Origin of the sequence: Methanofollis sp. (assembly GCF_028702905.1) — an archaeon.
Classification (GTDB): Archaea; Halobacteriota; Methanomicrobia; order Methanomicrobiales; family Methanofollaceae; genus Methanofollis.
This window is the reverse complement of record NZ_JAQVNX010000033.1, coordinates 1-20733: the sequence shown is the minus strand read 5'-3', so window position 1 is coordinate 20733 and position 20733 is coordinate 1. Positions and strand designations below refer to the sequence as shown.

Below are 20733 nucleotides of genomic sequence, written 5' to 3'. Positions count from 1 at the left end.
TTGAACAGTATCCTTCAGGTGCCCTGTTGCAAGGAGAGGAATCAAGTATCCCTCCGCACTCAGGAGAACTGCAACGAGAAATTTTCATCACGTATGCGTGAGCCAGGGGTTCATGCCCGATTCTACAAAATCGGGAAAACAGCACGTCTGACAGAGGCAGGAGGGGTTCAGGTCCCCTCGAATGCCTCCATCACCATTCCCTGGTATTCCTCGCCGTGCTCTGCGTACTGGCGGTTCACCTCGTCGACCCCCGCGGGATCGCCGATCCTGAGCAGCGCCGCCGCGGTCAGGACGCGGCAGCAGACCGACTGCTCCCGGCGGAGGAGATCGATCAGGTGCGGCACCGCTTTCCGATCGCCGATCTCGGCCAGGGCCCAGACAGCGGGGTTTGCAACCCCTTCGTCGCCGCCGGCGGCGGCGACGGTGATCAGCGGGTCCACGGCACGTTGTCCCAGGCGGGCGAGCGCCATCGCCGCCCTCCACCGCTCCGCACCCGTCCCCTCCCTGAGGGACGCGACCAGCGGGCCGACGGCCTCATCACCGACTGCCCGGAGTTCTTTCATCGCCCTGAGGCTGCTGGCGATATTCCCGTTCTGCACGGTGTCCAGCAGCCCGGTCAGGTTCTTTCTTTCTGTGCTCTGTTCCATTGCGGCACCCCCCTATGCCACGGCAGACCCTTCGCCCCCGGAACACATAGAGATTTACGAACCCGTTGTGCATGGCATAGATTTATCAGGAGTATTTTCCCGGCCCCTGCCCCCTCCCCCGGCGTCCCGCGATCTCGGCGAGGAGGACACCGTGGACGCGTTCGGCCTCGGAGACGTCCTCGCAGGTGACATAGCGGGTGCCGTCGCTGAGCACCGCCGGCCTGAAGAGGACGGCCTTTGTCTCGCCGTCCCTGCACCGAACCCTGAAGAACCGCGGTCCGACCTCCCCTATCACGGCGGTGTCGAGGTCTGACGTCCAGGACCGAACCGCTTTTTCCCGTTCCGCGGGGTCGGGGAAGGCGGTCCTGAACCAGGCGCCGCAGTCGGGGATATCATGGAGTGTGTACCCGAAGACCGCGGTGAACTTCCTGTTCAGGAAGAGGATCTGCCCGTCCCTACTAATGATGGAGACCGGGTAGGGTAGGAGGTCGACGATGTCCCGCAATCTCCTCTCGCTCCTGTGGAGACGCTCGCCGGTGAACTGCCGATTGAGGGCGATGGACGCCTGTTTGACGAACGAATAGACCACCTCCCTGTCCCTGAGTTCGCGGTCCCGGCGCAGGAATATCGCGATATTCCCGAAGAGTTGCCCATCCCAGAGGAGGGCGAACATGCACGCCCTGCCAAGGTCGGCACGGTTGACGATCTCCCTGCAGACCTCCTCCGGGAAACGCCCCACCGTGATGGCCGATAAAGGGATGCCGCCGTCACCGGGTTCTCGGGAGAGGAGATAATCTGCCGTCCCTTTATCCACCAGGACCTTAATGTCCTCAAAATACGGGGACGAAAATACTTCGACGAAGGGGAAGGACATGCCAATCACATCCTCCCCCACGACCTCTTTCATCTCGGCCCTGAAGCGCTCGTCCATCAGTGCCCGCAGAGAGAACCGCCCGTCGTCCTCGTCATAGGAGAGTACGGAGACGCCCGCACCCGGCACGAGTTCAGAGATCCGCCGGGCGATGAGTGCGTAGATGTCGGCGCCGGGCGGGAGGTTGACGAACTCCATCGCCGTCCGTGCCAGGAACTCCATCTTCTGGAGGTACTGGCGTTTCTTCTCCTCCAGGTGCCGGGCCGCCGTGATGTCAGTCCCCGTGCCCTGGTACTCCCTGAGCGTCGCTTCACCGTTGACGATCGCACGGATCGTCCAGGAGAACCAGCGTGTCTCCGCGGTGGACGGCATGACGACCGGGATCTCAAGGGTGCAGACCGCGTTCTCCAGCCCAAGGCCGCAGAGTTTTTTCCTGATCCCGTCGTGCAGGGACGGGGGGATGAACCGCCACAGGGTCGTGCCGGCGAGGTCTTCCTCACCGAAGTCGAAGGTCTCGCAGAAAGCACGGTTCACGAAGGTGACCCCCCCACCCGGCAGGAAACGGCAGAGAGGTTCTGTCAGGTCCTGCACGATAGTGCGGAACTTCGCCTCGCTCTCGTGCAGGGCCCGTTCGTACTCTTTTCTCCCGGTGATATCTTCGAGGACGACGGTGCACCCCCGCTCACCGTCGTCGAAGACCGTCGGGATCACCTGCATGCTGAAGAAAGTCTCCCTCTCCTTCAGCCTGCAGGAGGCCTCGGTGTGGACCTGCTCGCGCCCGACCTCCCTGATGGTCTTCAGCACATCTTCGTCGGAGACGACCGGGAGAGGGGCGTCCTCGATGCGCAAACCGACGACGTCCTTTTTTTCCACGCCGGCGAGGTCGAGGAAGCGGTCGTTGACCTGCACGATGCGGAAGGCGCTGTCGAGGACCAGGATCATGTTCCTGGTGAAACAGAGAAAAGAGGAGAGGGGGACGCGCTGGGCGATCGAGTAGACCTTCGCATTGCCGATGACAGCCGCGTCGACCTGCCCCGCGGCCCGCAGGACTTCGAGGTGTTTCGAGACCGAGTTCCGGTTGATCCGGGTCTTTTTTGCGACCTCGGTGATCGTCATCCCCCGCGGCCTGAGCCTCAGCGTCCTGAGAATGCGGGACGCCGTGTCCTGCTCCTCTCTCGCCTCCATGCCCCCACCCCGGCCAGCATGTATCGGTCATGCACGATATATTTGCCCCCGCGCCGGGACAGGAGGGAAAGAGTCCCAGGGCACCCTGTACCAGGCACATGGACGGGCGAAATAGGGCAGAACCTTTACCCGCTCATCCTCTTCATCGGGTAGACATTCGTCCCCTTCAGGTTCCCCAGCGCCCACGCGTATCTCTGCCGGATCGACGCCGGCAGTTCTTTTTCTTTGATGGACACAAAGCCGAGGGAGGCGTAAAAGTTCACGAGAGGCACAACCGCATACATATACAGCACCTCCGACCCGCCGAGTTCCCTGACCGAGACAGTCAGGCGGATCTCCGTGCAGGCGACGAGGACCGGGACTCTCGTATGAAGTGTCACCTCAGACGTGGTGGCTCCGAGCGGCACCTGCCTGAGATAGTCCATCTTTCCATACCGCGACATCATGATCATGCCGACCTGCTCGTCTGTCGCGGCATCGCAGATCTCCCGGCATGGCCTACCGAAACGGATGAGTGTCCGCACAGGGACACCGGCGCGTTCGAGGGGGGAACGGGCCCGTTCAAGCCCTGTTTCGACCTCGCGGACAGTCCTCTCCCATGCCGCCTGATCACCCTCGACCTTCCTGATGACGTGGAGGAGGACGAACTCGCCGATGCCCGGCATACCCCTGCCAGAAGCTGGAGCGTTTCATTGGCAGGCCGGGAAAAGTCGGTCGGGAAGAGGACCTTTGAGAAAATGTCCTGCGGCCCCGCAGGTGCCGCCGTCCATGCCGACCAGAAGGTTTCGGGCGACCTCATGATGAGGACGTGCGTCCTGCTCCGGGTCAGGACGAACGCGGCGTCGCGGCCGAGGAGCGACCTGCTCAAAATACCCCTGCGTGCCCCGATAACGATCAGGCTTGCACCCTCCCGTGACGATGCCGCAAGGATCGCGGCAGGGATATCGCCGCCGGTCAGGTCTTCAGTCCGTGCCGTCACGGCGGCGGCGGGGTTCAGCGCGGCGAAAGATTCTTTCTGGCCGTCCAGTACCGCTTGCGCCTTCTCCCGGTCCCCGGATGTGAAAAAATGAACGAGGTGGATGCGGCCGATGGCCGAGGACCGTGCAAGAGTGCGGACGATGGCGTCGCTCAGGGGCGAAAGGTCGGAGGGGATAAGAACGGTTTCAAAGAGGGACGACGTCATGGTGCCTGCTCTCGAACGGGATGAGTCAGGAGGGGGATGCAGGTGCCCGGTATATCCCTCATTGTCGGTTCTGGTGAGTCATGTTTCTTTCCCCTCCCTTCCGGCAGAAGACGGGATGAAGAGACCCGCGATAAGGCCGAGGACGAGGATGACAGATATGGCGTCGAAGGATGAGCGCATCGCTCCGCTGACCGCCGCATCGACGATCGCGTCCGCCTCGGAGACGCGGTCCTCCGGGATGTCGGGCGGCGTCTCCCCTCTCTTCATCTTCTCGGCCCACTTCATCAGTTCATCCGCGATCTGCTCCTCTGACGCTCCTTGCCCGAACGTCGATCCGGCAATACCCGTCACCAGGCCTGAGATGATGGAAAAGAGAAGGACGACGCCGATAATGGCCGTGCCGAGAGACGTTCCCATCTGCTTGGACGTGTTCAGGATGCCGGAGGCGTCGCTCTCCTGCTCCTTCGACGCCGAGGAGAGGGTGAGGTTGGTCACCTGGGAGAAGACGATGCCGAGGCCGATCCCGAAGATCATCGAACCCAGGACAATTTCTCCGGGAGCCATCGCCGCAGAGAAGATCCCCCTGAGCATCACCGACCCGAGAATGGCGACGACAAAACCGAGAAAGATGAGCGTCCTCGGGGCCGCCAGAGCGGAGAGCCGCGCTGCCATCACGGAGAAGACGAAAACGGCGATGGACATGGGCAGGAGGGTCAGCCCGGTGCTGAAGGCGTCGATGTCGGTGACGCTCTGGAGGAAGATCGGGATGATGAAGAGAAAGCCTGCAATGGTGATGCTCAGGACGATGCTCACGGCATTCCCCGCCGTAAAGATCCGGTTCTTGAAGAGGCCGACATCGGTGAGGGGCATCTCCCCCCGTTCCTGCCGATGTCTCTGCCTGAGATAGAAGACGAGGAGGAGGAGGACACCGGCACCGATGATCAGGGGGATAGCGCCCCAGAGTTCGGGGACTCGGACGATCAGGATGCCGAGGACAATGGACCCGAGCCCTCCGAAGGAGAGGAGCGTCCCTGCGATGTCGAGGTCACGCCATGCGGCGGTGGGCTTTGCCTCGGTGAGGAGGTACGAGAAGAGGAGGACGACGATGACGACCACGAGTTCCAGGCGGAAAGCCCAGCGCCAGCTGTAAAACGCGGTGAGGTAGCCGCCGATGATCGGCCCGAAGGCCATGCCGGCCGCGCCGACCCCGCCCCACATCCCGAAGGCGAAGGCCCTCTCCGCCCCTTCGTAGGTGGCCGTGATGAAGGTCGTCGTCGCCGGGAGCATGAGGGCGGCGCCGAGGCCTTCGAGGATCGACCACCCGACAAGCAGGGTGATGATGTCCTGGCTGATCGAGGCGGTGAAGGTGCCGACGCCGTACAGGGCAAGGCCCACCAGAAACACCTTCTTCCTCCCCATGACATCCTGGAGTTTTCCGCCGATGAGCATGAAGGAGGCCATGACCAGGGCATATATGGCGATGACCGCCTGGATCTCCGGGACGCTTGTGTCCAGGTCGACGACGAGGGCCGAGATGGAGACGTTCATGATGGTCGTGTCGATGACCATGATGAAGATGGCCATACAGATGATGGTGAGGACGCCCCATTTTGCCCTGTCATCCCCTGCCATCGACATACACCCCGACCGATCATAGCACCCCGGTAGATAATACTATGCAGGCACCACCCAACACAACCTTCTTATCCGCGCCGGGCAAGAGGAGACCACACTGCAGGCGGCCCCGGCCGACCGCAGAGGGGGGAAGAGAGTATGGGTTTTGCAACCCCGGTAACGGTTGCCTATCCGAGGATGGAGTCGCTCGACAGGATCCTCGGGAGTTCAGTGAAAAATGCGACAGGAGATCACCTCGGCGTGATCCATTCCCTGATGATCGATACGGCCTCGGGGCTGGTCACCTTCGGTGTCCTCTCTTCAGGCGGGATCATGGGCATAGGGGAGAAACTCTACCCGGTGCCATGGCAGGCGCTCTCCCGCGAGGCGAAAGAGGATGAATTCACCCTGAAGATCAAGAAAGAGACGCTTGAGACTGCTCCCAGTTTTGACAAGGGTCACTGGCCGAAATCCGACGACCTCGCATGGTTCGAGCGGGTGTACCACTTCTACGGGATCGAACCTGTCTGGGAGACGAAGGTCGCGTGAGAGGTGCGGAGGGGGCGTGAGCGCCCCCTGTCCTTCTGAGATTTTTCTTCCTTTTCTATCAGTCCTCACGGGAAGAGCAGGATCGTGACGCCGAGCCCGATGAAGTAGGCGAACGGGTAGAACCAGACCATCACCCGATCGATCCTCTCGGCAACCTCCTTCTGCTCGATGGTGGCGAGCCATTTCAGGTACAGGTTATAGATCACGACGAGGCCGCTGACCACGAAGGTGGTGATCAGCACCGAGTCCAGGAAGGTGCGGTAGCCGAGGCGCGGCAGGTCGCCTGCGATCGTGAAGTTGAAGGCGATGAAGAGGAGGAGGTTGGCGCTCGCCACGTCGGCCCTCTTCCCGTAGTCCCTGAGCAGGAAGGTCACCCAGGCAAGGAGAACCAGGATGAAGATCGGGGCGAAGATCCTGAGGATATAGTAGGTGAGGTGACGTTTTGCCTCGAAGTCGAAGGAAAACCGGGAGAAGGTATTCTCGATCCTGGAGGAGGTGATATTGGTCCAGTGCCGGGTGATGTACCACTCCTCCTCGCCGAGTTGCGTGCCGACGACGGTCCGCCCCTCCCAGTCGGCATAGAGGAAGTACTCCTCGGGGTACAGGGCGTCGATCCTGAGGAAGAAGTGCTGGGTGTCGAAGGGGAAGTCCCTGAAATTGAAGTCCGGCGCCTGGAGGGTCACCCAGAAGCGCTCGAAGTAGATGGCCCTGCCGTCGGGGAAGACCTGGATGAGCCTGTTCTGGGTCCAGCGGTTTCCCTGCTGATTGTTGATGGTGAACTCGGGCCACCGCGTCCCTTCGGCCTTGACAAAGTCTTCGATGCTCCGGTAGATCTTGAAGGGGCAGTGGCAGGTGTCGGGACTGAAGGCGAGGACGGGGTCTGTCCACGTGAACATGATGTTCGCGACGACCCCGTAGTTCTCGCTCTTCTGGTCGACGTCGGTGATCTGGTCCAGTTCGACGGCGGCCTTCACGATGATGGGCGGCTTGATGACCGTCCTGCCGCCGGGTTCGACGGTGTCGGTGAGGACGGCCGGTTCGTTGAGGCCGACGAGGAGGCGGTAGGTGCTGTTTGCCGCGGGGGCGGCCGCGGGGTTGCGGAGGACGGTCAGCCTGCTCCCCCGCGTCTCAGAGTCGATGGTGTACTGGAGAGATGCGTTTTTTCCCGGCGCAAGGAGGTTGGCGCTCCGGACGGGTTTGTCGCCGTAGTCGGCGAGGATGAGGACGGGGGCGATTTCGTCCGAGGTCGTCTCGATGAAGGCGTAGACGGTGTCGTCGGGGAAGAGGTCGGCAAGGATATAGAAGGTCGAGGTCCGGTTCGCCGAGAGCGTGCCCGTCACCTCGGCGACGCCGACGCGGCCCGTCAAACTGTCGGGGATGGCGATCCCGGCCTCTCGCGGGGGCGTGAGGTCGAGGGTGACCTGATAGTCGCCGAAGGTGTCCTCCATCGGGGTGCTGCCGGCGAGGAGGACATAATCGCCGCTTTCGAGGACCTTCCAGGTGAGGGCGGCGGCATATCCTGTCCCGCTGTCGTCGTCCCAGGCATAGAAGAGGTCGTCTGCGATCTCGGGGATGGCCACGAGGGGGTCTGTCGCACGGACCATGGCCGTCTCGACCGTCCAATCGTATCTCTCCCTGAACCCTTCCGCCAGCACCTCGGGCCCGCCGATGGCGATGAAGGGGTCGAGGTTTCCGGAGGTCCGGTTCATGGCGACGGTGAGGGTGTCGCCGGCCTCAAGATTAGGGAGGACGTAGATGGCGATCGTGTCGTTTTCGATCGTCCCGGTGAGAACCTGGACCTCGCCTTCGCCGTTCGTGGGCGCGCCCATGGCCGGAGGGACGGCCAGAAGTGCAAGGACCACGGCAAGGCAGACGATGAAACCGCGTATGGCCCTCAGGTCGGCCACGACACTCCCCCTGTCATGGGGAGAAGATACGGGGAGCGATATTAAAACTTATCTCTCTGCGGCGAGACCCCGAGACCATCGAAGACCTTCGAGGGCGACCGGAGGGTTTGAATCCCGGCATTCAAAGAAACGCCCAGAAAGTTCGATATGCTCCAGATGCTTATTCTTCGTAGACCTCTCTGGCGCTGAGCTGCCTGCCGTCTGCCAGGTGCTTGGCAGCACGGAGGATCAGCCAGGCCCGCCTGCGGACAAATCCCTCAAAGTCAGCTTTCAGTTTCTCATTCTTTTCAGCATCAGAGAGTCCTTCATAGCCACCATTGGCGAGTTCCTCGATGGGGATAAGGTGCGACTGCAGGCGTTCACGGACGATGGTTTCCGAGGTCCAGGCGTACCTATCCATCAGGTACTGGAGAGGGTCTTTGCGGCCGATCGCTATATTGGTCGTATCGGCGATGAGTGCGCAGTTCACGGCCAGGAAACTGGTGATCCCGGCCTCTTTCAGGAGAGCGTCGGGATATATATGATGGTAGTGCCGCTGCCCGATGGTACCGGCGTCGAGGCGCTCTCCGGTGGAGAAGTCGAGGGCCCCGAGCCTGCACGCGACCGCCAGCACGCCCCTACCCCTGATAGTCGCCCTTTTCGGCCACTCTGCCGACATGAGTTCCTCGACGTCCACGAGGGCGTGATCCGCGAAGATCGGGACATCACCGATACCGTAGGGGGATCCGTCTTCTTTGCGCTCGCCGGTGAGGATCCGCTTCAGCCCATTGAAATCGGCAAAAGCGCGGCTGGCTGCTGCGTTCTCATAGCGGTCGGTGAAGAAGGCGTGCCAGAGATATTTTCTGAGCAGGAGTTCGTCCTGCCCCCTCTTGTCACCGGACTCAGGGATATACGCATACAGGGCGGCGATCACGGCCAGAACGGCGTTGGTCGGCAACCTCTGCTCATCATAGATCCCTTCACCCCGCAGGAACCTGGCCATCCGATGCAGGCCTTCCGCCATCGTCTCCCAGTTCTCGACCATCCTTTTTTTGTTCATCTCCCATGCACCCCGCTGGTTCGGGAGGGTACCCTGCAGCAGGGCCGAGGTGGTGAGGATCTGGCTGGAGAGCGGGGCGTACAGGGCGACCTCGGGATATTTTCTGCCAAGGTCGGTCTCAAGGTCATGGAGGGACTGGCCCATGACGCTCTCCACCTCGGCGACGATGATATCATACTGGGAGAGCGGTTTGCTGTTGGTGTTCATGTTGATGAAGACGTTGAGGGCGATGGTTTTGTCGGTGTCTGCAGGGAGGGAGAGGTAAGGGAGGTTGTAGTTGGCAAGGGTCGCACGCAGATCCTTGATCCGGTCGCTGACCCGTTTCTTGAAGTCGTAGAACTTGCGGAGTTCCTCTTTTCCCTCGTCCGGTTCCATCGACCGTGTGGCGGCCTCGATCCAGTCGTCGATCTCCTGCTGGCGGTCTTCGGGGCAGAGGAGGTCGGTCGGGATCATGCCGCGTTCAAGGCACAGGGCCGGGTTGTCGCACCAGAGAGGGTAGCGAAGACCGTTTTTCTGGTAATAGCGGGTCCGGCAGAAGACAGAGCAGTCGTCCCGGTCTGCCTCACCATCGGTGCGGTCGAACTCTCTGAGATAGATATAGTAGGTCTCGCCCTCGTAGTTGTTGTGGAAGGCCCGCCAGAGGGCGGTGAGGCGCTGCTGCCCGTCAAGCAGGTGCTCGGTGACGCGGTTTGTCTTCTGTGGAGCGGTCTCTAGGTAGCGTGAGATGAACTGTTCCTCGTCGCCGACGTCGAGCACGAGGGTGATGCCCAGGGGGAGGTTGCGGATCACCATCTCCAGGAGGCTGCAGATGCGTTGCCGGTCCCAGGCCTCAAAACGCTGGAAACGCGGCAGTTTGATCTCGCCCCTCTTGACTTTGCCATACCAGTCCCCCAGATTCCTGTTACATGCTTCCATGATCCTCTCCGATATTTTTCGTCTCCTCAGACGGGTGCACGCACTCCGTCCTAGTCCGGAGTGTCATGCAGTTGTTCAACGGCATGCAGACGCCCAGAGAGCGCAGAAGGAGTGGTGGGAACATGCCGATCTCAATTTTAAGAACCATGAGACATATTTCTTCCGATTGTCTTCCCTGCCACGGATCTTCTGGCATCTGCTCTCGATGCCGAACGAATCCGATCAGAAAGGGGAAGCATCATCCTGCGGAGACCAGCACCGCCCACCGTGTCGTAAGATACCCCGCGACCGTGGCGACGGCGATGGTCGGGACGACGGTCCACTGGAGGACGACCATCGCCAGGAGGAGGACAACCACCCACGGCGCCTTCAGCACGGCGGCGGTCATGCCGGCCATGGCGGCGGGGACGGCAAGGGCGAGGGGTATCGATGGGACGAGGAGGCTTGCGGCCATCCCGAGGGTGCCACCGGCAAAGAAGAGCGGGAAGACGGGCCCGCCCTTGAAGACAGTGGCCATGCACCAGGTGCTGGCGAGGATCTTGACGCCGACGAGGGCGAGGAGCATGAGCCCGCCCATCGCCGCACCGTCGGCAAGGACCTCCCTGAACTCGGTCTGGCCTGAGAAGAGGACAACGGGGGCGATGCTCCCGAGGATGCCGAGGCCAGCACCGCCGATCACGCCCCTGAGGAGGGGACGGCCAGCGAAGGGGGAGAAGAGGCGACGGAAGATGTGGTAGGAGGAGATGAAGGCCACTCCTGCCGCGGCGCCGACGAGGCCGATGACGGCGGCGGTTACGAGGTCGAGGACCGCGAAGGAGTACAGGGGGACAGGATAGAGGGGGCCGGCAGGGCCGGTAAGGAGGACGTAAACGCCGAACCCCCCGAGGCTCCCGAGAATCCCGGCCGTCGAGAGGTCACGCACCCGCGTCTCCATGCCCCGCAGCCGGTCGCCGGCCGCGGTGCCCATGCCGCCGCCCATGTCGACGGCGGCCACCTCGGGCCCCAGACTGGCCCCGGCGACGAGGGAGAGATAGATCGCGAGCAGCCCGCCGGGGAGGTGCTCGGGCTCGAACCGGCCGGTCTTCTGGAATTCTGCGAGGGTCTCCTGGAGGAGGCCCACATGGTCGCCGAAGACATGCAGGCAGAGCCCGACAGCCAGCCCTCCGACGGTGGCGACGAGGAGAGTAAAGAAGGGAAGAGGCGGCGTGTCCGGCCAGACCAGTGCCGTTCCCACGCTCTGCACCGCAAGGAAGATTACCATCGCTCCCCCGGCGGCCACGGCGAGCAGGACGGCCGCGAGTGCGAAACGCAGGGATTCTCTGACGGCAGCGGGATCGTACGGTGTCATCGGCCAGGCCGGATCTTCCCTGTGCGGGGGAGGATATATAGGATGGGGGTGGCGAAAACAGGGACTCTGTTTCTTCAGCACACTCTCCTCGACCGGGAAAAGAGAGGTACGGGTCCAGTCCATGCCCGGCCTGTCAATCCCAGAAAGTCCGGGAAGATTCTGCTTCGAGGGGGGCAGGCCCTGTCCTGACCTGCGAGGAGCACCGGGGAAAAAGTCATCGGGTCTTTGTGCGTGCACTCCTTTTCTCGTGAAAGTTCTCTGCAACGGCTTACTGAGGTTCCGTGAAGTCCAGAACCAGGGCCGGCATCTCCTGAACTGTCCTGAGGTCACACCGGCCGCCACAGCGGGCGAACCGCCGGCGCCAGACCCTGATATGCGGCAGGTCGGCATGCAGGGCCCCGGATCGAATGGCAAGGGAGACGGTCCCGTCGGTCCTGAAGGCCGATACGGTGATCTCGTCCGCTCCCGCGGCAGCGAGATCCTCGATCACCCCGGTGAGCCCATCACAGAGTCTTTCCGGGCGCGTCAGCACCATCAGGGAGTCGGCGTCACGGACAAAGGTGATGCGAACCCCTTCGAAGAGGGGAAGATGGGCGATCCTCTGTGCAAGAGCGGACCTGAACGCCTTTTCATCCTCGGCAGCGGCGACGAGGCCCTCCTCAAGATGGGAGGAGTCAGCGAGGCGCTCGACGAACTCGGTCATCAGAGGGACGAGGTCGACCGGCACCGCAGGGTCGGGGGGGTCGAAGGCGCAGACCGTATGCAGACAATCGGTGAGCAGGCGACTGGCCCGGCGCACCAGGGACGTGTCCACGGCCGGGTCGCTGAACCCCTCCCCGAAGGCCCCTTCGATCTTCGCCGAGACCTGCACCGCTTTGAGGACGAACTGGATGTCGATCTTCCTGCCCTCCCTGAACTCTGTCGCGAAAGCGTCGAAGTCGGTGAGGAATGTGTCGATCTGGTCGGATTCGATGAGATCCTGGTACCTCTCCGCCTCTTCGACCTCGCCGAGGACTTCGAGATAATAGGAGAGATAATATATCCTGCCTGCGATGACCGGAAACAACCGGTTTGCCTCGGTGAGCATGTCCTGTGCGTAATCGACCGATTCGCGCAGTCGCTCGCTATCGAAGTTCCCGATCGCCTTCATGCGCCCCAGGTCGTCCTCAAGTTTCCCGAGGGCACGCAGGGCGGCGGGCGCCGTGATCTCCCGCCCATGGCCGTTCCAGCAGAGAGTGATCCCGCCATCGACCAGGATCTGGCGGACCCCCTGAATGGAGGTGAGCAGGGCATCGGGGTTCCAGCGGTGGAGCCCTGCGACACCCGGGTTTGCCGAGAAGAGGAGGTCGCCGATGAAGAGGTGTTCACCGACCTTGATGCAGATGGAGTCAGGGCTGTGCCCGGGGGTGGCGTAGACCGAGATCCGGTTTCCCGACGGAAAGGTGAGGCGGTCAACCGGAATGGCGGCATGCTCGTCGTGTTCACAGAGGATCGTCTCACCGTTTCCGAGGGCCACCTCGCGTTCGTCCTGTGCATGGAGGTGTCCATCGACCGGGAGGGGCTCGATCTCCCACCTGAAGATATTGGCGAGGGTCAGCATTTCATCTCCCGATTCGAGCGCCTCCGCCCCCGCGGCATGGGCGAAGACACGCACGCCCTTCCCCTCGATCCAGGACCGCCGTCGGATAGCCTGGAGGCAATGGTCGAGATGGCAGTGGGTGAGGAAGAGGCAGACCGGCCGGGGCCTCTCTGCGGTGAGTGCCTCGACCGTCGAGACGATGGTCTCCATCTGCGCCTCGTCGGCCCCGGTGTCGATGATGATGATCTCGCGCGCTGTCGCTATCAGATAGGCGTTTGAGCAGCAAACGTCCGGTCTCCTCGTCAGGGGAAGGATGCGTGCCCCCTCGATTCCCGGGATCTCCTGCCAGTCAGTTTCTGCCATCCGTGTCGTCAACTCCTCTGATATTTCGTTGTTCCTGATAATCAGGGCGTGCAGATGAATATATCTGCCTTTTTTCTCCGGATCACAAAAAGAATCTCCCGATGCGAGAGCGGAAGGGGAGATAACAGGTGGTGCGGCAGTACCGGGTCTTCCCGGTCGGTGCGACGGCATCGGGGCCGAGGATTTCATCGCCCCGGCGCCGGGGGCGAACAGGCGATTGGCCGCCTGAAACCCCCACGATTCGCGCTGATTTCCGCCCCCTTTCCCGGGCCATATTCCCTCTCCTCCCGGCACTCCCTCCCTTGCACCCTCTTCCTGCCGGAAACGCCCTTCAGGTCCCGGAGAAGAGGCCCCATTTCATTTCGAATGTCGAGAATAACCGGGAAATGGCAGATCTCGGAAAGAAGCCCATACCGCCCGGATCGAAGAGGGGAAAACGAAGAATAGGGGCCAGATTGACCGGATCAGGGGGGTGATCCCCCTCTCTCACCCTGGGCCAGGAAGGCGCCATTTGGGCCGGAGAAACCGAAGACCTCCCTTCCAGCCTGGAGAAAAGAGATCCCGTCGATCGCCATAGGCACGATCTTTCCTCTCCCGTACAAGGGCTGGAGAGATCTCAGGAAAAACCCCGGTCCAGCGTCTCCTGGCTCTCTTCGTTCAGCCCGATGACGTACACGGATTTTCCGTGCTGCTGGTAGCGGTGGATGACGCGGGTGACCGCCTCGACCCCGGACTGGTCCCAGATATGCGAGTGCGAGAAGTCGATCCTCACCTTCTCCGGGTCTCCGGCGTAGTCGAAGAGGTCCATAAAGGCCGACATCGTGCCGAAGAAGAGCTGGCCCTTCATGGTATAGACCTTGACGCCGTCCTCCCGCAGGGTAACGGTCGCCGAGATGACCGAGATATTCCACCCGAAGATGAGGGCGGCGAGGATGACGCCCGCGATGACGCCCTTGGCCAGGTCGTGCGTGGTGACGACGATGGCGACCGTGAGGAGCATGACCGCCGCGTCGCCTCCGGGGATCCTGGGCAGGTCACGGACCGACTGCCACTCGAAGGTGCCGACCGCGACCATGATCATGACGCCGACGAGGGCGGCCATCGGGATCCTGGCGACGACGTCGCCGAGGGCGACGATGAGAAAGATCAGGAAGAGGCCGGCGACGAGGGTGGAGAGCCGCCCTGAACCGCCTGACTTGACGTTGATCACAGACTGCCCGATCATGGCGCACCCGGCCATCCCGCCGAAGAAGCCGGCGACACAGTTGGCAAGCCCCTGCCCCCGCACCTCCCGGTCCTTGTCGCTCTCCGTCTCGGTCATCTCGTCGATGATCGAGGCGGTGAGGAGGGACTCGATGATCCCGACGATGACCAGCGTCACCGAGTACGGGAGGATGATCAGGAGGGTGTCGAGAGTCAGCGGGACGGCGGGGAGGTGGAAGGCCGGGAGTGTCCGCGTGATCTCGCCCATCCCGCCGACCGTGAGGACGTCGAGGTTCAGTGCGATGGCGGCGACTGTCGCCGCCACGATGGCGACGAGCGCCGGCGGGACGGCCGTGGTGAGGCGGGGGAGGAGGACGATGGTGGCGATGGTCGCCGCCGCGATGATGTAGACGACCGGAGAGGCCCCGATAAGGAAGGGAATCTGGGCCAGGAAGATGAGGATCGCGAGGGAGTTGACGAAGCCGAGCACGACCGAGTACGGGATGAACCTGATGAACCGCCCGACATTCAGGAGGCCGAGGGCAATCTGGATGATGCCGGTCAGGACAGTCGCCGCGAGAAGGTAGTCGAGCCCGTAGTCGCGGACCAGAACGACCATGACGAGGGCCATCGAGCCCGTGGCCGCGGAGATCATCCCGGGCCGTCCGCCGGCGAAGGCGATGACGACGGCGATGCAGAAGGAGGCGTAGAGCCCGACCATCGGGTCGACGCCGGCGATGATCGAGAAGGCGATCGCCTCGGGGATGAGGGCCAGGGCCACGGTCATCCCGGCCAGGGTGTCGCCGCGGATATTGGAGAGCCAGGTCTTTTTGAGCGCGGTAAAATTCGGGGTTATCTTTACATTCACGTCAGATCCTCTGGATATAGGGTATAGGGCAGGAGGCGTTCGGAGAGGGGTGCGGCCATGCCGTCGGTGGCATTATACATGGGCATCCACTGATTTCAAGGTATCCTGCCCGCACGGCCGGGAGGGGTTCCGGCATGGTTTTAACCCCGGAAGTTGCTCTGTACGGAACAGATACGTCGTGTCGCACTGTCCCGATGCGACCGGGAGGGCATGTGCGTCCCGACGCCGGCCAGTACAGAGTCCGAGGTTGTCATGTTTCATACGGTTCTTCTTGCAATAGACGGTTCAGAGAATGCCAGACGGGCGGCCGAGACCGCCACCGGCCTGGTCGCGGATCTGCCCGACTCGTCGCTCGCGGTGGTGTATGTCGCGGCCGTCCCGCCTTCCCAGTCCAGGATCGTGAGGGCGAACTTCGATGTCCACGCCCTCCTCGAAGAGGACGCACATGCGGTCGCCGGACCGGTCCTCGCCCTGATCGAGGGTGCGGGCGTTTCCTACACCCTGGAGGTCGGGATGGGCGACCCGGCGTCCGAGATCCTCGCGACCGCCGAGAAGGTCGGGGCCGACCTGCTCGTGATCGGGAGCCGCGGCCTTGGCGCCCTGAAAGGTGTCGTCCTTGGGAGCGTTAGCCAGAAGGTCGCTCAACTTGCGGCGTGCCCGGTGATGATCGTCAAGTAGGACCGGGACCTGACCTGAGGGGCGCCCCCACGCCTTCTCTTTTCAAGGCAGACCCGTATCAGGAGTTTTCGGGCCTGACTCATCCATAGTGCCCCCCTCTTCCGCAGGTCAGGTCGGCGTCGCGCAGGGCGGGTGTGCCTCTGGCAAGAGGTAGAAAAGCATAGAAAATTCGGACCAAAAATCGGATGCTGCCATGGGGATTCGAACCCCAGTCGTCGGCGTGAAAGGCCGACATGATTGGCCACTACACTATGGCAGCAGAAGTGCCATACTCTATATCCAGATAATGGTACTTAAACCTTCGGCAGGGCCCGGCCTCTCCATATTTATATCGCGGCCGGCCCACCGGCTACCGCCGATGATCTGGATCGCCCTCGCCCTCCTCGGGGCCCTCGCGCATGCGCTCTACTCCATCGCCGTCAAGCGCTACCTCCAGGACTACCGGCCCGCCCATCTCGCCGGTCGGGCCTTCCTCACAGGGGGACTGATCCTCCTCGCTCTCGCCTGCGCCCGGGGCCTGCCCGAGACCGGCCCCCTCTTCCTCCCGGCTCTCGCCGCCTCCTCGGCGCTCAACGCGGCGGCGGTCTGGCTCACCTACCGGGCGCTTGCAGAGACCGACATATCCCTTGCCGTCCCCATGCTCTCCCTCACTCCCATCTTCCTGGTCGGGCCATCGTACCTCCTCCTTGGTGAGGCGCCGGGCGCGGGGGGTGCCGCCGGCATCGTTCTCATTGTCGCGGGGTCATACGTCCTCGGAACAGGGGGAGGAGAGGGGGGCGTAGGCGTCCTCGCCCCTATCAGGGCGCTCTGGATGCGGCGGGGCACGGCGATGATGGCCGGTGTCGCCATCATCTACAGCCTCACCGCCACTCTGGACAAGGTCCTCATCCTTCAGTCAGACCCGTTCTTCGGCCTCGGCCTCGACCTCCTTGCCATCGGTGCGCTCTTCTGGGTTCTCATCCTCGCAAGTGGTGGAACGCCTGCCGGCCCGCCTCCGGCAGGGAGGGCCGTCGCCATCACCGGCGGCCTCCTCGCCTTTGAGATCCTCTCTGTCGGCCTCGCCCTCTCCCTCCAGATCGTGCCCTATGTCATCTCCGTGAAGAGGACGAGCATCCTCTTTGCCGTCGTCATCGGGGGATTTATTTTCAAGGAGGCCTCCCCCGGCCGCCGGTCGACCGCCACTGCGGTGATGGTCGTGGGGACGGTCTGCATCCTTCTGTTTTCGTGAAAAAAAGGGAAACCTACCGCCAGGTCACCCGCGCCTTCTCCCGACCGGGCAGGCGGGCATAGCGGTGCTTCGGATAGCCAAGGACCATCGCGGACTGCGGGAGATGTCCGTCCGGGAGGTTGAGCGCCGCCGCAAGGGCTGGCGAGGACATGAAAGCAGTCTGGAAGAAGCCGGCCCAGCAGGTGCCGAGACCGAAGGACGGAGCGGCGACTTCGAGCCATGTGAGGGCGATGATGCTGTCCGTAAAGGCAGACGGGTTCCACGCCTCGGCGTGGGCGACGACGAGGTGGGGAGCGCCCCGAAAGATGGGGTCCTCGCCGGCGTCCCATGCCCTGACAAGCGCCGGGAAGATGGGAGCGAGAGGGTGCTCAGCGCCGCTCTCCGCCATCTCCCGCATCCACTCGACAGTCAGTCCTGCCAGACGGCGCACCTCGGCCGGATCGTGGACGACAAGCCAGCGGACCGGCTGCCTGTTCGCGGCCGAGGGCGCGAACCTGACCACGTCCAGGAGGGCTTCGATCGTCTCCCGATCCACAGTCCGGTCTTCGTACCGGCGGATAGAACGGCGGTTCCTGAGATACGCAGCAAGGTCGGCCGGTGCGATCGCCGCCGAACCTTCGGTTAGATACTGCGGTCCCTCGGCCGGATACCCGGCCGATACCGCTCCGGTCGGGCACACGGCCACACAGTGACCGCAACGGATGCACGTCGCCTCGCGGCCGCGGACGAGCAGAGGGAGAGCTTTCGGGCGCTCCTGTATGATGGTGCCGAGCGGGCAGATCTCGGCACAGGTTCCGCACCGCGTGCAGGTATCTTCGTCAAAAGTGATCGGGGCTTCCATACTCATCGAACGGCATGAACCAATAAAAAAACTGCTGCGCGGGGAGTTGAGAGAGATCGCAGGAAAATTTTTCAGGGGGAATCCTGTTCTGGAGTGGGATGACAGCGGACTACAGCGAAGACCGATCCACTTCCTTCCCCACAATCGAGACCGGGAAACTGACACCCCTGGCCTGTGTATAGGAAAAGGCAGTGGATCGGTGCCCGTCTCCGGGGGGCTGCTGCCCCCCGGTCCCCCCGGTTAGGATAGGGGGCGGATGGTATCCCCTCTTAAGAATGCCTTGTTCGCCCCTCACGGGCCAATCTGGCATGGGAACGACCACCGGAGGTTCGAAAACCCCGTCAGCCGGAGAAAAAAAAGAGGCCGGAGACACCCTCAGTAGATGGGGGTGCCTTCCTTTCCGGTGACCGTGGAGAACCCGGCCATCAACTGCTTCGTGACCGGGCCGGGGATGCCGTTCCCGATAGCCCTGCCGTCGACCTTGACGATCGGGCCGATCTCGGCTGCCGTGCCGGTGACGAAGACCTCGTCGGCGGTGTAGACATCGAAGTAGCCGAGGTCGCGCTCCACGACGGTGAGGCCGAGGGAGGCAGCGACTTCGAGGACGACGTGCCTGGTGACGCCACGCAGGTTGTTCAGGGTGTGCGGGGTGATGAGGACGCCGTCCTTAATCAGGAAGAGGTTGTCGCCCGAGCCCTCGGTGATGTGGCCCTGGGGATCCAGGAAGATCGCCTCGTCCCCGCCCTTGTAGTTGGCCTCGATCTTGGCGAGGATATTGTTCAGGTAGTTGAGGCTCTTGACATTCGGCGGGAGAGCGTCACAGGCGTTCCTCCTGACCGAGACGGTGATCGCCGTCAGGCCCTTCTCGTAGAGGTCGCCGTACATCGCACCCCATCCGGTGGCGATGATGATCACGGTCGGCACGGCGCACTTGCGCGGGTCGAGGCCGAGGTCGCCCTTGCCGCGGGTGACGATCGGTCTGATATAGGCGTCCTTCAGGTTGTTCCGCCGCAGGACTTCAAGGAGCGCCTCCTTGAACTCTTCCTTCGTGATGGGAACCTTCAGGTCGATCGTCTTTGCCGAATCGTAGAGACGGTCGATGTGCTCATCCAGCCTGAAGACCCGGCCGTTGTAGGCGCGGATACCCTCGAAGACACCGTCCCCGTACAGGAGGCCGTGGTCGAAGACCGAAACCTTCGCCTCGGACTCGGGGACAAACTTCCCGTCAAGATAAATGATCATAAATTTCTATTGGGCCGGGAAGGTATAGTCTTTTACGGTCCTTCCTCCCCGTCCCGGCACTGCCTGACAAATCCTCTGATGAAACCGGCGCTGGCGACCGGGTGGAGGTGCGTGTAGCTGGCAAGGGTCCGGGCCTTCGTTGCCCCGTCTTTCTGTCCCACAATGCCGGTGCCCCGGGAGAGTTCGTAGGCGTAGCGGGTATCGGGGTCCAGGACGACTTCCGAGTAGTGGAACTCATGCCCCTTGAAAGGCCCGGCACCGAAGGGGGAGGCCTGGCCGGCGACCCCCTCAACATAGCCGAGGGTGCGGCGGGACGGCATCAGGCTCTTCCCTGAAAAGACCCCGCACATCTCGTACGACTCCTCGCGGTCACTCTCCTGCCAGCCCTTCCTCAGGACCAGGCTATCGGTGAGGTACATCAGCCCGCCGCACTCGGCAGAGATGGGGACGCCGTTCTTCGACACCTCGGCAAGGGCCTCCCGCGTGCGTGCGTTCGCCTCCAGGGCCGCGGCATGCATCTCAGGGTAGCCGCCGCCCAGGATATAGCCGTCGGCCTCCGGGAGGGGGTCGTGGACCGGGCTGAAGGTGGAGACCTCCGCGCCCTCGGCCCTGAGGACGTCGAAGAGGTCGTTGTAGTAGAAGGTGAAGGCCTCGTCATAGGCGACGGCCACCCGCACGTCGGCCTCGTGGGTCCGTACAAACGGCCCGACTTCGCCGGTGGGGCTGTACTCCTCCATCAAACCCTTGAGGGCGTCGAGGTCGACGTAGCCGCCGATCACCTCCTTCACCGCCTCGATGCGGTCGAGGAAGCCGCCGGTCTCCTGCCCCTCGCGGTAGGGGACGAGGCCGAGGTGGCGCATTGTCAGGCGCATCCCCTCGCTCTTCGGGATCGCCCCGACGACCGGGACGCCGCAGAAGTGCTCCACGGCCCTGACCGTCTTCTCCCTGTGGCCGGGACTCGATATGTTGTTCAGGATCACGCCCTTGATCCGCACGTCGGGATCGAAGGCGGCAAAGCCCTTCACGATCGCGGCGGCACTCCGGGTGATGCTCCGGGCGTCCACGACCAGGACGACAGGGAGGTCGAGGGCCTTCGCGACCGAGGCCGTGCTCCCGGCATCGCCGATCGCCTCCGCACCCTCGTAGAGGCCACGCACTCCCTCGACCAGGGCGATATCGGCACCCTTCGCCCCGTGCTCGAAGACGGCACGCATCTCTGCCGGTGTCATGACGAAGCTGTCCAGGTTCCGGCAGGGGCGACCGGTGACCGCAGTGAGATACGAGGGGTCGATGTAGTCCATCGCCACCTTGCAGGTCTGGACGACGGCGTCCTTCGATAGGAGGGTGGCGAGGGCGAGGGTGATGCTCGTCTTCCCGCTGCCCGACCGGTCGCCGGTAACGAGGAGGGCCTTCACGTTCACTCCTCCCCGGCGAGGCTCCGGAGCACCGCGCCGAACTCGCTCTCCACGACCG

The 20733-nt window shown here is 62.9% G+C and carries 15 protein-coding genes, 1 tRNA gene and 1 pseudogene; 3 read left to right on the top strand and 14 right to left on the bottom strand.

Annotated features, from left to right (window positions below; genetic code table 11):
• Nucleotides 1–167 precede the first annotated feature (167 nt).
• From PHP59_RS05880 to PHP59_RS05860, 5 genes and pseudogenes are all read right to left on the bottom strand, one after another.
• Complete coding sequence (locus tag PHP59_RS05880) at nt 168–647, bottom strand: HEAT repeat domain-containing protein (protein WP_300165005.1); 480 nt, start codon at nt 645–647, stop codon at nt 168–170.
• An 85-nt stretch (nt 648–732) separates the two neighbouring features.
• Nucleotides 733–2703, bottom strand: coding sequence for a PAS domain S-box protein (locus PHP59_RS05875; RefSeq protein WP_300165004.1), 1971 nt, complete (start codon nt 2701–2703; stop codon nt 733–735).
• Between the two features lie 125 nt (nt 2704–2828).
• The gene (locus tag PHP59_RS05870; protein ID WP_300165002.1) at nt 2829–3368 is read right to left on the bottom strand and encodes a universal stress protein; all 540 of its coding nucleotides are present in this window, start codon (nt 3366–3368) and stop codon (nt 2829–2831) included.
• Between the two features lie 188 nt (nt 3369–3556).
• Nucleotides 3557–3886, bottom strand: a pseudogene (locus PHP59_RS12680) (universal stress protein); the annotation flags it as partial.
• 78 nt (nt 3887–3964) lie between these two features.
• On the bottom strand, nt 3965–5518 hold the full coding sequence (locus PHP59_RS05860; protein WP_300164998.1) for an MFS transporter: 1554 nt from the start codon (nt 5516–5518) through the stop codon (nt 3965–3967).
• Between the two features lie 141 nt (nt 5519–5659).
• Here PHP59_RS05860 and PHP59_RS05855 point away from each other — a divergent pair, with 141 nt between their 5' ends.
• Nucleotides 5660–6049, top strand: coding sequence for a PRC-barrel domain-containing protein (locus tag PHP59_RS05855; protein WP_300164996.1), 390 nt, complete (start codon nt 5660–5662; stop codon nt 6047–6049).
• A 65-nt stretch (nt 6050–6114) separates the two neighbouring features.
• Here PHP59_RS05855 and PHP59_RS05850 read toward each other — a convergent pair whose 3' ends face one another.
• The 5 genes from PHP59_RS05850 to PHP59_RS05830 form a co-directional block, all read right to left on the bottom strand.
• Entirely contained in the window at nt 6115–7956 is a 1842-nt protein-coding gene (locus tag PHP59_RS05850; RefSeq protein WP_300164994.1) for a hypothetical protein, read from the bottom strand.
• A 160-nt stretch (nt 7957–8116) separates the two neighbouring features.
• Complete coding sequence (locus tag PHP59_RS05845) at nt 8117–9910, bottom strand: DUF262 domain-containing protein (RefSeq protein ID WP_300164992.1); 1794 nt, start codon at nt 9908–9910, stop codon at nt 8117–8119.
• A gap of 238 nt (nt 9911–10148) precedes the next feature.
• Nucleotides 10149–11258: a chloride channel protein gene (locus tag PHP59_RS05840; RefSeq protein ID WP_300164990.1), complete on the bottom strand. Its 1110-nt coding sequence runs from the start codon at nt 11256–11258 to the stop codon at nt 10149–10151.
• Nucleotides 11259–11526: 268 nt separating this feature from the next.
• Entirely contained in the window at nt 11527–13200 is a 1674-nt protein-coding gene (locus PHP59_RS05835; protein ID WP_300164988.1) for an MBL fold metallo-hydrolase, read from the bottom strand.
• 616 nt (nt 13201–13816) lie between these two features.
• Nucleotides 13817–15271: a SulP family inorganic anion transporter gene (locus PHP59_RS05830; protein ID WP_300164986.1), complete on the bottom strand. Its 1455-nt coding sequence runs from the start codon at nt 15269–15271 to the stop codon at nt 13817–13819.
• Between the two features lie 252 nt (nt 15272–15523).
• Between PHP59_RS05830 and PHP59_RS05825 the strand changes: the two genes are divergently transcribed.
• A complete protein-coding gene (locus PHP59_RS05825; RefSeq protein ID WP_300164984.1) occupies nt 15524–15949 on the top strand; it encodes a universal stress protein in 426 nt (141 codons plus the stop codon).
• A 186-nt stretch (nt 15950–16135) separates the two neighbouring features.
• On the opposite strand, the gene PHP59_RS05820 is transcribed toward PHP59_RS05825, so the two are convergent.
• Nucleotides 16136–16208 (bottom strand) — tRNA-Glu (locus PHP59_RS05820).
• A 99-nt stretch (nt 16209–16307) separates the two neighbouring features.
• On the opposite strand from PHP59_RS05820, the gene PHP59_RS05815 reads away from it, so the two are divergent.
• A complete protein-coding gene (locus PHP59_RS05815) occupies nt 16308–17177 on the top strand; it encodes an EamA family transporter (protein WP_300164982.1) in 870 nt (289 codons plus the stop codon).
• A 13-nt stretch (nt 17178–17190) separates the two neighbouring features.
• Here PHP59_RS05815 and PHP59_RS05810 read toward each other — a convergent pair whose 3' ends face one another.
• From PHP59_RS05810 to cfbB, 3 genes are all read right to left on the bottom strand, one after another.
• Entirely contained in the window at nt 17191–18018 is an 828-nt protein-coding gene (locus PHP59_RS05810) for a nitroreductase family protein (RefSeq protein ID WP_300164980.1), read from the bottom strand.
• A gap of 375 nt (nt 18019–18393) precedes the next feature.
• Nucleotides 18394–19260 carry a branched-chain-amino-acid transaminase gene (gene ilvE, locus PHP59_RS05805; protein WP_300164978.1) on the bottom strand — a complete coding sequence of 289 codons (867 nt, stop codon included), beginning with the start codon at nt 19258–19260 and terminating at the stop codon, nt 18394–18396.
• A 32-nt stretch (nt 19261–19292) separates the two neighbouring features.
• Nucleotides 19293–20675, bottom strand: coding sequence for a Ni-sirohydrochlorin a,c-diamide synthase (cfbB, locus tag PHP59_RS05800; RefSeq protein ID WP_300164977.1), 1383 nt, complete (start codon nt 20673–20675; stop codon nt 19293–19295).
• Nucleotides 20676–20733: the final 58 nt, after the last annotated feature.